The sequence below is a fragment of the Bacillus arachidis genome (genome assembly GCF_030285945.1).
In the GTDB taxonomy this organism is placed as follows: Bacteria; Bacillota; Bacilli; order Bacillales; family Bacillaceae_G; genus Bacillus_A; species Bacillus_A arachidis.
The window spans coordinates 3,334,516-3,349,660 of the sequence record NZ_CP127376.1 but is presented as its reverse complement, the minus strand read 5'-3'; the positions used below and the strand labels follow the sequence as shown (position 1 = coordinate 3,349,660).

The following is a 15,145-nucleotide window of genomic DNA, read 5'->3' as shown; positions in this document are numbered from 1 at the left end:
AAAAGGTGAATTCAAGCGTGAAACTTATTCATTTAACTCATCCACACGAACAAAATAAAATAGAATTACCACCTACTGTAATGGCATTAGGATTTTTTGATGGCATTCATTTAGGGCATCAACGTGTGATTCGAACAGCAAAAAAAATAGCGGATGAAAGAGGATATAAAAGTGCTGTCATAACCTTTCATCCACACCCATCTGTTGTTTTAGGGAAAAAAGAAGCGCATGTGGAGTATATTACACCGTTATCTATTAAAGAAAAAGTAATTGCAGATTTAGGAATTGATATGTTATATGTGGTGAAATTCGATGAATCATTTGCTGGATTACAGCCACAACAGTTTGTAGATGAATATATTATTGGGCTAAATGTAAAACATGTAGTAGCAGGTTTTGACTATTCATATGGCCGTTTAGGAAAAGGGACGATGGAGACTTTACCATTTCATGCAAGAGGGGAGTTTACACAGACCGTGATTGAAAGAGTTGAGTTTCAAGAAGAAAAAGTAAGTTCCACAGCATTACGAAAACTGATTCGAAATGGAGAAATGGAACAAATCCCATCTATTTTAGGTAGGGCTTATACAGTAGAGGGAACGGTTGTACACGGAGATAAACGTGGACGTCAAATTGGCTTTCCAACAGCTAATGTAGCTTTGAGCGATGAATACCTTCTGCCACCTGTTGGTGTATATGCGGTAAGATTAAAAGTTCATGATGAGTGGCATGATGGCGTATGTAACATTGGCTATAAACCAACATTTAAAGAAGATGAACGTAAATTGTCTATTGAAGTGCATCTATTCCATTTCAATGAGGATATATATAATCAGGTTGTTACTGTTGAGTGGCATATGCGTATTCGAGAAGAGAAAAAATTCAATGGTATTGATGAATTAGTTACCCAAATTGCAAAAGATAAAAAAACAGCACAAGAATATTTTAGTACTGGAAAGAATATACTTGCTTTTTCGAATGAAAAGTAGTATTCTATGTTATGTACTTTATGACAACCATTGCTTGGCATTGCGACTCACCGACGCTTGCTCGGTAATTGGGGGTTTAATTAATAGGAGGTGAAATAGGATGGCTTTAACACAAGAGCGTAAAAATGAAATCATTGCACAATTTAGAACTCATGAGACTGATACTGGTTCTCCAGAGGTTCAAATTGCTGTCCTAACAGAGCAAATTAATACTCTAAACGAGCACTTACGTACTCACAAGAAAGATCATCATTCACGTCGTGGTCTATTAAAGATGGTTGGTAAACGTCGTAACTTACTTACTTACCTTCGTAATAGCGATATCACACGTTACCGTGAATTAATCACAAAGCTTGGCTTACGTCGATAGTCAAAGAAGCGGGAATATTCCCGCTTTTTTGTTAGGTAAAAATATATCTTCTACTCTTAATAGCTTACTTAAATTTCGGTAATACTAGAGGAAGAATATTGTGATATATTAGCCATTTACATAGAAGAATTGAATATTTTAAACTGAGAGGGGTACTTAAATGAGTCAAGAAAAGCAAGTCTTCTCGATAGATTTAGCTGGTCGTCAGCTAACAATTGAAACAGGCCAGCTTGCAAAACAAGCAAACGGGGCAGTATTAGTAAGATATGGCGACACAGCAGTTCTATCTACAGCAACTGCATCAAAAGAGCCAAAAAATGTAGATTTCTTCCCGCTTACAGTAAACTATGAAGAGCGTTTATATGCAGTTGGAAAAATCCCAGGTGGTTTTATTAAACGTGAAGGTCGTCCAAGTGAAAAAGCAATTTTAGCAAGTCGTTTAATTGACCGACCAATTCGTCCACTTTTCGCAGATGGCTTCCGTAATGAAGTACAAGTTGTCAGCATCGTTATGAGTGTTGACCAAGATTGTTCTTCTGAGATGGCAGCTATGTTAGGTTCTTCATTAGCGTTATCGATTTCAGATATTCCATTTGAAGGTCCGATTGCTGGTGCAACAGTTGGTCGTATCGATGGCGAATTCATTATTAACCCAACAGTTGAACAGCAAGAGAAAAGTGATATTCATCTTGTTGTAGCTGGTACAAAAGACGCAATTAACATGGTAGAAGCAGGTGCAGATCAGGTACCTGAAGAAACAATGTTAGAAGCAATTATGTTCGGTCATGACGAAATTAAGCGTTTAATTGCTTTCCAAGAAGAGATTGTACAAGCTATTGGTAAAGAAAAAGCAGAAGTAGTGCTTTATGAAGTTAATGCAGATCTTGATACAGTTATTCGTGAAATGGCAGAGAAAGATATGCATGCTGCAATTCAAGTGCATGAAAAACACGCGCGTGAAGATGCGATTAGCGAAGTAAAAAAACGTGTAATTGAGCATTATGAAGCACAAGAAGTTGATGCAGAAATATTAGGACAAGTAAATGAGATTTTATATAAAATTGTAAAAGAAGAAGTACGTCGTCTTATTACAGTTGAAAAAATCCGCCCAGATGGACGTAAGAGTGACGAAATCCGCCCGTTAGCATCAGAGGTAGGTATTTTATCTCGTACGCACGGTTCTGGACTATTTACACGTGGACAAACACAAGCACTAAGTATTTGTACATTAGGCGCATTAGGCGATGTGCAAATTTTAGATGGTCTTGGTGTAGAAGAATCGAAACGCTTTATGCATCATTATAATTTCCCATCCTTTAGTGTTGGTGAAACAAGACCGATGCGTGGACCAGGTCGTCGTGAAATTGGTCACGGTGCATTAGGTGAACGTGCTCTTGAACCTGTAATTCCATCTGAAAAGGACTTCCCGTATACAGTTCGTCTTGTATCAGAGGTATTAGAATCTAATGGATCTACTTCACAAGCAAGTATTTGTGGAAGTACGTTAGCGATGATGGATGCGGGTGTGCCATTAAAAGCACCAGTTGCTGGTATTGCAATGGGTCTAGTGAAATCTGGTGAGCACTACACAATTTTAACGGATATTCAAGGCATGGAAGATCATCTAGGTGATATGGACTTTAAAGTGGCAGGTACAGCAAAAGGTGTAACTGCATTACAAATGGACATTAAAATTGAAGGTTTATCTCGCGAAATTTTAGAAGAAGCATTACAACAAGCTAAAATTGGGCGTATGCATATTCTAGATCATATGTTATCTGTGATTGCTGAACCGCGTAAAGAGCTATCTGCATATGCTCCAAAAATTATCACAATGACAATTAATCCAGATAAAATTCGCGATGTTATTGGACCAAGCGGTAAACAAATTAATAAGATTATTGAAGAAACAGGCGTGAAAATTGATATCGAACAAGACGGTACAGTATTTATTTCATCAATTGATCAAGAAATGAATGAAAAAGCGAAGAAAATTATCGAAGATATCGTTCGCGAAGTACAAGTGGGCGAAATCTACTCAGGAAAAGTAAAACGTATCGAGAAATTCGGAGCTTTCGTTGAATTATTTAGTGGTAAAGATGGACTTGTTCATATTTCTGAACTTGCACTTGAGCGTGTAGGTAAAGTAGAAGACGTTGTGAAAATCGGTGATGAGATTTCAGTAAAAGTTATCGAAATTGATAAACAAGGTCGTGTGAACTTATCTAGAAAAGTATTGTTAAAAGAAGAGCAAGAAAAAGAAGCGGCAAAAGAAGAAGCTTCACAAGAAGAAAATATACAAGAACAGAAGTAAGTAAAAAAGCCAGGATTCCTGGCTTTTTTTGTTAAATAAAAATACATTTGATGCATAGATTTTTATTAGTGAAAGGTATAGTTTTCATGATAACGCTCAAATTAACAAAGATAAGAAGAGAATGGACTTTTCTTATTTGTTATAGTTAATGGGAGGGTTTAGATGAGAACTCGTATCTTTGTATTCATAGCTATATTCTTATTTTGTATAGGCCTATGCTCGTATTCAGTGTTGGCAAATGACGATCTATATGAAAAAATTCAGAAACAAGCGAAACAGTATTCAATTGCACCACAAAATGCGATAATTGATAAGATTTGGAAGGCGACACCAGGGTATAATGGTAAAGAGGTTGATATTGAAGCATCATATAATTACATGAAGAATATAGGGAATTTTGATGAGAAGCACCTTGTATATCGGGAAGTTTCACCAAGCATACACTTAGAAGATTTATCGCCTTCTCCTATTTATCGTGGAAACCCAAATAAAAAAATGGTAGGATTAACCATAAATGTGGCGTGGGGAAATGAATATCTTCCGCGTATATTAGAAACATTGAAAAAGCACAATGTAAAGGCAACGTTTTTTCTAGAAGGACGCTGGGTAAAAGAAAATTTACGATTTGCAAAAATGATCGTAGATGCAGGGCAAGAAGTAGGAAATCATTCTTATACACACCCCGATATGAAAACGCTATCTAGAACTCAGATACAAGAACAATTACAAAAGACAAATCAAATTATTGAGGCAGCTACAAATCAAAAAGTACGATGGTTTGCACCACCGAGTGGAAGTTTTCGTGATGAAGTTGTAGAAGTAGCGGCCGGGTTAAAGATGGGGACTATTATGTGGACAGTTGATACAATTGATTGGAAACGCCCTGAGCCTGAAGTACTTCTTCAGCGGGTGCTGAGGAAAGTGCACCCAGGTGCAATTGTACTGATGCACCCGACATCTCCAACAGCGGAAGCGCTTAATACAATGATTTTACAGTTGAAAAAACAAGGATATAAAGTAGGTAATATTACGGAATTATTAGATGAAAAACGCATTGATTAAATACATTTACATGACATTCATGTTCAAACTTGTTATCATTAAATAATAGCAATTATTTAGAGAAACTGGCATTAGGAGGAAAGTTTTTGATTAAAAAATATACTTGTAAAAATGGTGTAAGGATCGTTATGGAGAACATACCAACTGTACGTTCAGTTGCGATTGGTATATGGATTCATGCCGGTTCTAGAAATGAAAATGAGAAAAATAATGGGGTTTCGCACTTTTTAGAGCACATGTTTTTTAAAGGAACAGAGACGCGTAGTGCAAGAGAAATTGCAGAATCATTTGATAGCATTGGTGGGCAAGTAAATGCGTTTACTTCAAAAGAATATACGTGCTATTATGCGAAGGTGCTAGATGAACATGCTAAGTATGCGTTAGATGTTTTAGCGGATATGTTCTTTAATTCAACATTTGATGAAGAGGAATTGAAGAAAGAGAAGAATGTTGTATTTGAAGAAATTAAAATGTATGAAGATACACCAGATGATATCGTACATGACATGTTAACGAAAGCAACATATGAAACGCATCCGCTTGGATACCCAATTCTAGGTACAGAAGAAACGCTTGAAACATTTACAGGGGATACACTGCGTCAATATATAAAAGATCATTATACACCTGAAAATGTTGTAGTTTCGATTGCTGGAAATATTGATGAAACATTTGTTCAAACGGTGGAACAATATTTCGGTAACTATGAGGGAACAACAAATCGTGAACAAGTACATAGCCCAATTTTTCATTTTAATAAAGTTGCTCGCAAGAAGGAAACAGAGCAAGCTCATTTATGTTTAGGATTCCAAGGATTGCAAATGGGACATGAAGATATTTATAACTTAATTGTATTAAATAATATATTAGGTGGAAGTATGAGTAGCCGCTTATTCCAAGAAGTGCGTGAACAACGAGGATTAGCATATTCAGTGTTCTCGTATCATTCTTCTTATGAAGATACAGGGATGTTAACACTTTATGGTGGTACAGGAAGCCAACAATTAAATACTTTATATGATACAATGCAAGAAACTTTAGAGACGTTGAAAAATACCGGTATTACAGAGAAAGAACTTGTGAACAGTAAAGAACAGCTTAAAGGAAATTTAATGTTGAGTTTAGAGAGTACGAATAGTCGTATGAGTCGTAATGGTAAAAATGAATTACTTCTTAGAAAACACCGTTCTCTTGATGAAATTATTGAGAGTGTAAACAAAGTGACGAAAAAAGATGTAGATACATTGGTTCGCACTATGTTTACCAATGAATTTTCTGCAGCACTAATTAGTCCAAATGGAGAGCTTCCAAAAGGAATGAAATAAGGCGAAATAACCGTATCTCTTACGAGGAGATGCGGTTATTTTTATGTAATAAGCTTTTTAACGTTATAAGAGATTTTGAATGTTAGGAAGAGGATTTCATTTTCTTGGTATTTTTTAGAGATATGTAGAATACGTACTTATTACAGGATGAGATTTGAGAGTATTGTACGAAAGATTTTGGGTAAAGGAGAGAGTGACATGCGTTTAAGTGAATTAAGTGGAAAAGAAATTGTGGATTTGGAACGTGCGGAAAGAATGGGGATTTTAGGTCATGCTGATTTAGAAATAAACGAGAAGGATGGGAAAATTCAAGCTCTTATTATACCAGTGGGAAAATGGGGTGGTTTCAAAAGAGAACAGCAAGAAGTAAGGGTAGAATGGAGCCGGATTAAAAAGGTCGGTCATGATATGATTATTTTTGATCTTGCAAACCGTCCAGGCTCACAGTAAAAGATAACCATTTTGGTTGTCTTTTTTTCTATTTCTGGGTAGTAATACACTACTTTCAGGCTTAGTAAAAAGCGGGAGATAAAATGCTCCCCTATAGAAGCTCAATTGGTGAAGGCTAATAATTCATGTTAATAAAAGAACACCTAATGAATATAGCTTTATTTTATAGAATTTCACATGTTTAGAAATAGTGGATGCTTTTGTTTTTCAATCACCTCTAACTCGTACGGTACATATGATGTGGAGGAAAAAGAAAAAGTAGGCGCTTTTCTTATAAATGATAGAAAAAGAAGGTGAAGTAGGGAATGTTGACTGAGATGCACATCGCTGTCATAGGAGGAGACGCGAGACAGCTAGAAGTGATTCGTAAGTTAGTTGAACTTGATGCAAAACTTTCATTAGTAGGGTTCGATCAACTGGATCATGGTTTTACAGGGGCAGCAAAAGAGAGTATGCAAGATCTAGATTTCACTTCTTTAGATGCAATTATTTTGCCGGTAGCAGGAACAAATGCAAAAGGGGAAGTAGATACTATTTTTTCAAATGAAAAAATAGTGATTACGAAGGAACAAATTGAAAAAACACCAGCAAGCTTTACTATATATTCAGGAATTGGTACACCGTATTTGGAGAATATTGTAACTACTACAAATCGAAAACTTGTGAAATTATTCGATCGTGATGATGTAGCGATCTACAATTCTATTCCAACGGTAGAAGGAACATTAATGATGGTTATTCAAAATACAGATTATACGATTCACGGTTCGAATGTAATGGTTTTAGGATTTGGTAGAACTGGAATGAGTGTAGCTAGGGCTTTTCAATCACTAGGAGCGCATGTCAAAGTAGGAGCAAGGCGCTCGGAACATATCGCTCGTATTTCGGAAATGATGTTTTCTCCTTTTTATATGCATAACATTGAGGAGGAAGTAAGTGATATTGATATTGTTATTAACACAATTCCACACCTTGTTGTAACAGCAAGTGTCATTTCACGGATGCCGGCGCACACTTTAATTATTGACCTAGCCTCTAGACCAGGTGGCACGGACTTTCGTTATGCAGAGAAACGAGGAGTTAAAGCATTGCTAGCGCCAGGTCTTCCCGGAATTGTTGCACCGAAAACAGCGGGGCAAATTTTGGCGAATGTTCTTTCTCAGCTACTAACAGCAGAGATGGTTGCAAGAGAGGAGAATGGGAAATGAGTTTGAAAGGGAAGCGGATTGGTTTTGGATTTACAGGTTCGCATTGTACGTATGCAGAAGTTATGCCACATGTAGAAAAGCTGATTGCAGAGGGGGTGGAAGTACTGCCAGTTGTTTCATACACTGTACAAACAACAAATACTAGATTTGGTGAAGGGGCAGAGTGGATTGAAAGAATTGAGGAGATAACAGGAAATAAGGTTATTAATTCTATCGTAGGGGCAGAACCACTTGGTCCCAAAATACCATTAGATTGTATGGTGATTGCTCCACTAACAGGAAATTCAATGAGTAAATTTGCTAATGCGATGACAGATTCTCCGGTACTAATGGCAGCAAAGGCAACGCTTCGGAATGGGAAACCCGTTGTATTAGCTGTTTCGACAAACGATGCTCTTGGTCTAAATGGTGTAAACCTAATTACACCAAGAGGATGACGACAAAAAGCAAACGCTTATTTGTCGCCATCTTTAGGGAGCTTAGGGTAGAGCACAAGCTTGAAATCATCGAGCCTTTGCCATTTTTCTTTCGTGTAAATAGCTTTTTTCAGAACGGACTTTAACAGGCTATTCTTTTTCATTGGATCATCTGTTTTGAAATACAGATCTAATACATGCTCTACTTGAGGAATCGTATCTTTTTTTACGCGTTCCTTTGTTATTTCAGTATTAATTTCTTTTTGGAGGTTCTCCATCATGTCAGTAATTTCATTCATGCGATCTGATACAACATTAGAACGTTCTAAAAACATATCAACCGTATAAACGCCTCGTTCTAATAAATCGTGTAAATTATTTTTTTGCTTTTGAACATCTAATAATTCTTTTTCAAGCTTGCGTAATGTAGCTTGATTTATTTTTATTACTTGCTTTTCTTTAGAAAGACTGTCTTGATTATTTTTAGCAAAATCAGCTTTGTAATTGATATACCATTCCTTTAAAGCCTCGAGTAAACGTCTTTCGATTAATTCTGTATAGCTTGATTTGTTTTCACAACCACGGTGTTTACAATCCATTGTCTTTTTTCGATTCTTTGGATACCTTTGCACCATGCTGTATCCGCATTTCCCACATCTGATAATCCCGGCTAGGGGGTTCTTTAATCCATTCGTATTATAAGGAACGTGATATCTCGTATTTAATTTCTCCTGTGCTTTTTCAAATAAACTTTCTGAGATAATCGAATCATGTTTTCCATCCGCAATAATCCATTCTGATTTATCTTGTCTAGCGCAACTACGTTTCGTTGCATCCGGACGTTTCACTTCTTTTCTTTTTTGCCACGTTACTTTTCCGATGTAAATATTATTTTTTAACATATCTAACACGCTGTATGGATTCCAGTCGTTCCCTAATTTACTTTTATAGCCAAGCTGATTTAATTTGTTCGTAATGATGGAGGCTCCCATATCCTCATTTGCATACCATTCAAATATCATTCTGACAACAGAGGCTTCTTCTAGATTAATCGTTAACGTACGCTCACGCTTATTTAAGCGATGGATATCGTATCCGTATGGTGCATGCGTACCAAGGTAATTGCCAGCCTCTACACTTGCAATACGACCACGTTGCATACGGCGGGTAATAATCTTTAACTCTTTACGCGCCATAAACGCCTCAAATTCACTGTATTCTTCGTCCCACTCATCGTTAAGGTCATAAGTCTTCCTAGGTGTCATAATCTTCGTATTGGAGCGTTTAAATGTCTCTAAAATGATTCCTTGTTCTTTCATGCCACCACGACCTAAACGGTCCATATCCATGCAAAGAACAACGTCATATTTGTTATCCTCAATTTCTTCGAGTAGTGCTAACATCTCAGGACGTTTCACTAAGCTCTCACCAGAAACGATTTCCTCACGAACAGCTAAAACATTTAAACTTTTCTCTTTAGCGATTTTCAGCAGGGTAGTACGGTGTTTTGCTAAAGTTTCGCCTTCACCACGTGCTTCGGCTTCTAGATCAGCGCGTGATTTACGTAAGTAGATCGCGGTTTTCATAGCAGTACCTCCTGTATTCAGTATTAATTATACGAAGAGTACATGACATAAATTATAAAAATTCAATGTTTAAGTAGAAGTTATAGTTTTTATTATGTAATTAGACATGTTTGTGAAAAAATATTTTCCAAATGACAAGCTAGCAGCTGATTTTCATAATGCAACAAGTGTTGCTTCGCAGGATGAATGAAACATTGAAAGTTTTTGCAATGAGATATATCGATTCTTTTCTTGTTTCGGGGAGGTTTAATGTCCTTAACATAAAAGTAAGAATACAAAAATGTAGTTTGGAATTGTTTGCTTTTGCTTTTTTGTAGCCTTAAAAATCGCAGAAGCATTAGAAAGTACTGTAGAAAAAATTTTAAAATATAACGTGCGAAAAGCGCACTTATAAACTAGTTAGAAAGAAAGGTGGAAAATATCAGCACTTCCAATGGCAGTACCAATTGATCTAAAGCATAAATATATATAAAGCACTTCAAGAGGTGACATCATGAGCCAACAAGAGGAATATGCAGCGACTTATGAATTTGGAAAAACGAAAGTTTATGTTGTGGCTCCTGAACCTAAAACACAAAAGGAAATTGAAAACATCCTTCGAGCATATTACGAGGCTGGTTGGGCCATCATCAAAGAAATGCAAGAAAAAGAAAATCTTGAGGGTTAATTCCTCTTTTTTTCATAAAAAATAGACAAGTTATGTATTCTATAAATTTTATTGTAATCCTTTGAAAACTGAATACGGAGGCGAACAAATATGGGAACAAGTATATATTGCAATTCATCGATAGGTGGATTGCTACGTAATGCTAGAAAATGTTGTGAAAGATGGACAAATTCATTCAATAGAGCCACCAACAAGTGGTCATGGGGAAGAGTCCTTTGTATATAAAAGTGGAAAAGTAACTCGTATGGATGAGCGGAAAACACAGTTACTTTAATCAAATTTGAATTTTGTTCGGGATGAACATTTAGTGAAACAAAAAGTAATGAATACAAGGAAAAATCCCTGGGGGACAGGGATTCGATAAGGGAGATATTGTTGTCGTGCAATGTCGAAATTTGGCGTATTCAACAAATTAATATTATCACGAATTTTCAGTGGATTGCGATAGTAGATGTGTCAAAAATGTGTACAGATTTCATATAAAAGCGTTATTTGTTAAGAAATGAGGAGGTGTAATAGTGAATAATTGGATGGTGATATGAAAAAAGAATCCTTTATATAAAGGATTCTTCTGGTGATGAATTTTAACCTTCATAGTCACATTCATTACAAGAATTATCTTTTTCATTACAGCAAATACAGAACGTTTTTTGGATAAATATATTCCCCACACTAGGGCTGTTAGTGGTATTTGAGAAAGTAAGGCTTTCGAAATCCTCCACTTGAAATATCCGTGGTGAATCCTCTTCACTTAATCTAGCGGTAATTGGTATGCGAGATCCTCTTGTTCGAATAGTTACGTCAAAAGGGGCACTATTACCAGCAGCAGAAATCTGAATTAATGTTTTATTGTGATTTTTGGTAAAGTCTTCAAAAATAGTTCTTGAAGTGTTAGGGCGTAAGAAAAAATCTAGGGGGATATTTCCAGTTAAATTTACTCCCGAACCGGAAATTGTATGAGTCTCAACGAAACATTTATGTTCTTTTTGACTAGAATACGAGTGATATTGGTTTTTATAACACTTCTTACCATTTTCATAAAAATAATCCGCCATACGTATGTCACTCTCCTTTTTCAGTTGTCCATATATATTATTTGTGAAATAGAAATGGTGCTTGGACGAAATTTTAAAAATTTAAGGGATTTATTATGTACCGAAAAGTCAGTAAAAGGGTAGGGGAAAATCAGTTGGATAAAATGGACGAAAGCGTTATTTGAATAGAAAGAGGTTAGAGAATGATAAGGTAAAAAGTTTCACAAATTATCAACTTTAAATCAATGTTCATAGTATGAAAGATGACAGGTGAGAATATTTACGAGGGTGGGGTGAATAAAAATGTTTCCCAGTTATTTTTACAATGAAATGCGAATGCGTCCTTTAGGTGGGCATGGTCCTGCGCAAAGTACAATTCAAGCTGTTCACCAGGCTATACAAGCACAGCAACAAGCGATACAAGCACAACAAATGCAACAAAGTATACAACCTTACTATCATTCATTGCAATATTATTATCCAATGTACATTATGCAGTATAGGATACCTTTTTCAACGGTTCCGTATGAAACTGCATATTATTTGTAGCAAATAGTCACAGAAGACATAACTTTTCGATGGACACTTATTCATAAATAGTTTAACAAAAACGTTATTTGATAAAAAAGAGCACATGTGTGAATGTGCTCTTAGAAAGATAGCTATCTATGAGAGAGGGTCTTCATACAATAAAGTATGCTTGTCTCATTAAGGCGTGTCAAAAATAAACAAAAGCGCCACTTTGAAGCAGAATGTGAATGTTGATTCAGGAAAAGGCAAAATAAAAATAGATATTGAAAGCCAGATGAAGACCCTAATATCTTTTGAAAAACTTTTGTAGTCAGATTTTCCTTCTGAAGTGAATTTTTTATATTGTATGTTGTTTTTTGATAGCTGAGTATGTCCGTAAAAGAATAAAAACGCTAAATTTAATGAATATTTTATTTTTAAAAAAACATCACAATAAAAAGAGCACCTTCGAACAGTGCTCTTTAAAGGAAAAGAATTTTTGGAATCAATTGAAAAGTTGTGAAAGGATACCGTTCAGTTTATAGCTTAGATATTATTTTTTGATTCAAAATAGCATATGAGTATTGAGGGAGAAGTGTGAAAAAACAAAAGAGCAGCTAGCAAAAGCTAACTGTTTGGTTCATGGGTAATAGAGAAAGTAACTTAATGGGTTATCTATTATATTGACGGAAGATTTATTAAATAATCATAGTGGTAATTTATTATTTATTTTAACTTAAGGCTGGTTCCAAAAAAGTGACATACCAACAAAATATAGAACTATTAAAAGGAAAATTGCTATGAAAATAACTGAAAAAATCTTTTTCATTAGTAGACCTCCTTTATGAAGAATATTAACATTTATCCAGAATTTGAACAAAATAGTTATTTAAATAAAAGAAACCCCGTTTATCTACGGGGTTCCTAAGGGTAATCGTCAAGTAATGACGTACTCGACTAATTAACCGTAACATGAACTTTTTGGAAATAATACCGGTAAATGTATCCAAATAAATCAGGACCGTCATTTTGAATAAAATCGTTATTTCATAATAAATAATCTAAGAGCACACATATAAGCGTGCTCTTAGATTAGAAAGGTAGATTTCTATGAGTAGAGAATCTCCATACAATAACATATGCTTGTTTCGTTTAAATGTGTCAAAAATCAACAAAAACGCCATTTGATACTGAAATTATCCACTATAAAAAGAGCACTATATACGTGCTCTTATCAGGGCCTCAGAGAGTGGAATGTGGCACACATGATAATATATGCAAGTTACTCATCAAGGTGTAAATATCTAACAAAAATTTCATTTTATAAAAAACATCACAATAAAAAGAGCACCTTCGAACAGTGCTCTTTAAGGGAAAGTGAGTCTTGAAATCAAGCGGAAAGTTGTAAAAGGATACCTTTCATTTTATAGCTTAGATATTATTTTTTGATTCAAAATAGCATATGAGTATTGAGGGAGAAGTGTGAAAAAAACAAAAGAGCAGCTAGCAAAGGCTAACTGCTCGGCTCCAATGGGGGACTGGAGAAAGATTATATCTACAGTATTTACGGAATATTGAGTTTTATTCAGGGAGGAAGAGAGAAAGTTATGTTATATATTTGATGAAGAATTCTTTTATTAATAGTAACGTTCCCAAAAGAAACAAGACTTCAATCGTGAACCAGAACATACTTTTTTGTGGATTTTGAAATTCCATCATTACGGAGAAAAATAAATAAATTGCAATGAGCATGACAATAAAGAGACGGATTATATCAGACATTTATAGCACTCCTTACAATTAACTACTTGTTACGTCTTCTCATTACTATTTTTACAGCAAAATAGAAAACAATCAGGGCCACTGCAGTAATAGCAAAATATTTAACATAGGGGCCAGCTACTTCATTATAATGAGGAATGTGAACAAGCGTATATTCATACAATTGTATGGATAGTTCGTTTCCAATATGTTACCCCATAATTTTTCAAGAGAAAGCACTTAATTTTTGGGAGTGCTCTCTTTCACATTTTAAGAAGGACAAGCATATATTGGAGTATGGGACAAGATCTCCAAGGTCCTATTCAATACTCATTGAAAACTCCTACACATTTGGGCATCTACTGACGTGGATGCTCTTTTTATTGAACAAAATGAGCGCGTATACTTTATCGTAAATTCTTGTGGATGCTAGGGCGCGGCGGTGGTAAAAACGGTCTAATGTCTGTTATTATCCACTTTTTAATCAGTGAATTGCATGGTATTCCAGAATATAATATTTCTGTTGTTGCAAACAGTGAAGAGCAAGCAGAAACATGCTCTGATGAAGTAAAGAAAACTGTTCGCAGACATGAAATTTTGAAAAAAAGCTTTTAAAGCAACTGAAACACAAACGACTTCGAAGGCTACTGGAAGTATAGTGAAGTTTAGAACATCAAACGGAGATACGAAAGATAGTCTTCGTGATGGTGAGGTTCTGATGTGCGCTTACGTGAATTTTCTACAACGAACTCAAAAGTAGTAGGTGTACTAGAACAAAAAGATTACGAGATTGATCGTCGTGAAGGTGATTGGGTTCATGTAAAAGATCGCGGATGGATTTATTTTGGTGAGTATATTCGTTGGGTTAGATGATACAAGATCTATCCTTAATTTAGGGTGTTTTTTAGATACTACTAACAATGGTACATTATATCAACCTCATATGTATAGGTTATACAAGTATGAGTTGTTATTAAGAATCACTTTTTTGTTCTAAACATATAGTTTATAGAAGTAATCTTCATGTACAAGGGGTGGGTAGATTGGATAGAAAAGTAAGAAAAAATGATTTTGTTTCCGGATTTGTACCACATCATAACCATGGATCTGTTGATTATACATCCGTGGCAGATGGTCATGTACATCAATGCTTGGATGTAACATCTCCACCAATTCCGACACAAGAGGGGGGACATATTCACTATACAGAAGGATATGTTCTATTTGAGGATGGGCACACCCATTATTATAAGGCATACTCAGGACCAGCCATTCCTGTTGGAAATGGAATGCATGTTCATTATTATGATTTTTACACGACTGAAGATGATGGGCATAAACACCATGTTAAAGGAGTGGATCAACCTGCTCCAGGGAATAAATAAAAATTATAATACAGCAATTACTATCCAAAAAGGGGATTAGAGATGTCCTTTACTTAAAAATCATAAAG

General features: G+C 35.5%; 13 protein-coding genes and 4 pseudogenes. 14 read left to right on the top strand and 3 right to left on the bottom strand.

Going from position 1 to position 15,145, the window contains the following annotated elements:
- Positions 1–17: 17 nt before the first annotated feature.
- The 8 genes and pseudogenes from ribF to dpaB form a co-directional block, all read left to right on the top strand.
- Complete coding sequence (ribF, locus tag QRY57_RS18810; RefSeq protein WP_026590338.1) at positions 18–989, top strand: bifunctional riboflavin kinase/FAD synthetase; 972 nt, start codon at positions 18–20, stop codon at positions 987–989.
- 100 nt (positions 990–1,089) lie between these two features.
- Complete coding sequence (rpsO, locus tag QRY57_RS18805; protein WP_001229392.1) at positions 1,090–1,359, top strand: 30S ribosomal protein S15; 270 nt, start codon at positions 1,090–1,092, stop codon at positions 1,357–1,359.
- 160 nt (positions 1,360–1,519) lie between these two features.
- A complete protein-coding gene (pnp, locus tag QRY57_RS18800; RefSeq protein WP_286015855.1) occupies positions 1,520–3,673 on the top strand; it encodes a polyribonucleotide nucleotidyltransferase in 2,154 nt (717 codons plus the stop codon).
- A gap of 162 nt (positions 3,674–3,835) precedes the next feature.
- Positions 3,836–4,735, top strand: coding sequence for a polysaccharide deacetylase family protein (locus QRY57_RS18795; RefSeq protein ID WP_208017120.1), 900 nt, complete (start codon positions 3,836–3,838; stop codon positions 4,733–4,735).
- 86 nt (positions 4,736–4,821) lie between these two features.
- Entirely contained in the window at positions 4,822–6,060 is a 1,239-nt protein-coding gene (locus QRY57_RS18790) for a M16 family metallopeptidase (protein WP_026590341.1), read from the top strand.
- Positions 6,061–6,258: 198 nt separating this feature from the next.
- Positions 6,259–6,510 (top strand): YlmC/YmxH family sporulation protein, encoded by a 252-nt coding sequence (locus QRY57_RS18785; RefSeq protein WP_026590342.1) that lies wholly within the window; start codon positions 6,259–6,261, stop codon positions 6,508–6,510.
- A gap of 305 nt (positions 6,511–6,815) precedes the next feature.
- Entirely contained in the window at positions 6,816–7,718 is a 903-nt protein-coding gene (gene dpaA / locus QRY57_RS18780; RefSeq protein ID WP_090687094.1) for a dipicolinic acid synthetase subunit A, read from the top strand.
- Positions 7,715–8,140 (top strand): annotated as a pseudogene (gene dpaB / locus QRY57_RS18775) (dipicolinate synthase subunit B); the annotation flags it as partial. The gene dpaA and the pseudogene dpaB, both read left to right, overlap by 4 nt.
- Positions 8,141–8,172: 32 nt before the next feature.
- On the opposite strand, the gene QRY57_RS18770 reads toward dpaB, so the two are convergent.
- Complete coding sequence (locus QRY57_RS18770; protein ID WP_208017122.1) at positions 8,173–9,720, bottom strand: recombinase family protein; 1,548 nt, start codon at positions 9,718–9,720, stop codon at positions 8,173–8,175.
- Between the two features lie 433 nt (positions 9,721–10,153).
- Here QRY57_RS18770 and QRY57_RS18765 point away from each other — a divergent pair.
- Together QRY57_RS18765 and QRY57_RS18760 are read left to right on the top strand one after the other, a co-directional pair.
- Positions 10,154–10,387 (top strand): annotated as a pseudogene (locus QRY57_RS18765) (hypothetical protein).
- Between the two features lie 151 nt (positions 10,388–10,538).
- Positions 10,539–10,661, top strand: a pseudogene (locus QRY57_RS18760) (DUF3954 domain-containing protein); the annotation flags it as partial.
- A 310-nt stretch (positions 10,662–10,971) separates the two neighbouring features.
- On the opposite strand, the gene QRY57_RS18755 reads toward QRY57_RS18760, so the two are convergent.
- Complete coding sequence (locus tag QRY57_RS18755) at positions 10,972–11,442, bottom strand: exosporium protein D (protein ID WP_286015854.1); 471 nt, start codon at positions 11,440–11,442, stop codon at positions 10,972–10,974.
- 282 nt (positions 11,443–11,724) lie between these two features.
- Here QRY57_RS18755 and QRY57_RS18750 point away from each other — a divergent pair, with 282 nt between their 5' ends.
- A complete protein-coding gene (locus tag QRY57_RS18750; protein ID WP_286015853.1) occupies positions 11,725–11,970 on the top strand; it encodes a DUF3947 family protein in 246 nt (81 codons plus the stop codon).
- A 1,566-nt stretch (positions 11,971–13,536) separates the two neighbouring features.
- Here QRY57_RS18750 and QRY57_RS18745 read toward each other — a convergent pair.
- Entirely contained in the window at positions 13,537–13,713 is a 177-nt protein-coding gene (locus QRY57_RS18745) for a hypothetical protein (RefSeq protein ID WP_286015852.1), read from the bottom strand.
- Positions 13,714–14,091: 378 nt separating this feature from the next.
- On the opposite strand from QRY57_RS18745, the pseudogene QRY57_RS18740 reads away from it, so the two are divergent.
- The 3 genes and pseudogenes from QRY57_RS18740 to QRY57_RS18730 form a co-directional block, all read left to right on the top strand.
- Positions 14,092–14,410, top strand: a pseudogene (locus tag QRY57_RS18740) (terminase large subunit); the annotation flags it as partial.
- 2 nt (positions 14,411–14,412) lie between these two features.
- Complete coding sequence (locus QRY57_RS18735; RefSeq protein ID WP_286015851.1) at positions 14,413–14,565, top strand: SH3 domain-containing protein; 153 nt, start codon at positions 14,413–14,415, stop codon at positions 14,563–14,565.
- 170 nt (positions 14,566–14,735) lie between these two features.
- On the top strand, positions 14,736–15,077 hold the full coding sequence (locus QRY57_RS18730) for a YmaF family protein (protein WP_026590353.1): 342 nt from the start codon (positions 14,736–14,738) through the stop codon (positions 15,075–15,077).
- Positions 15,078–15,145: the final 68 nt, after the last annotated feature.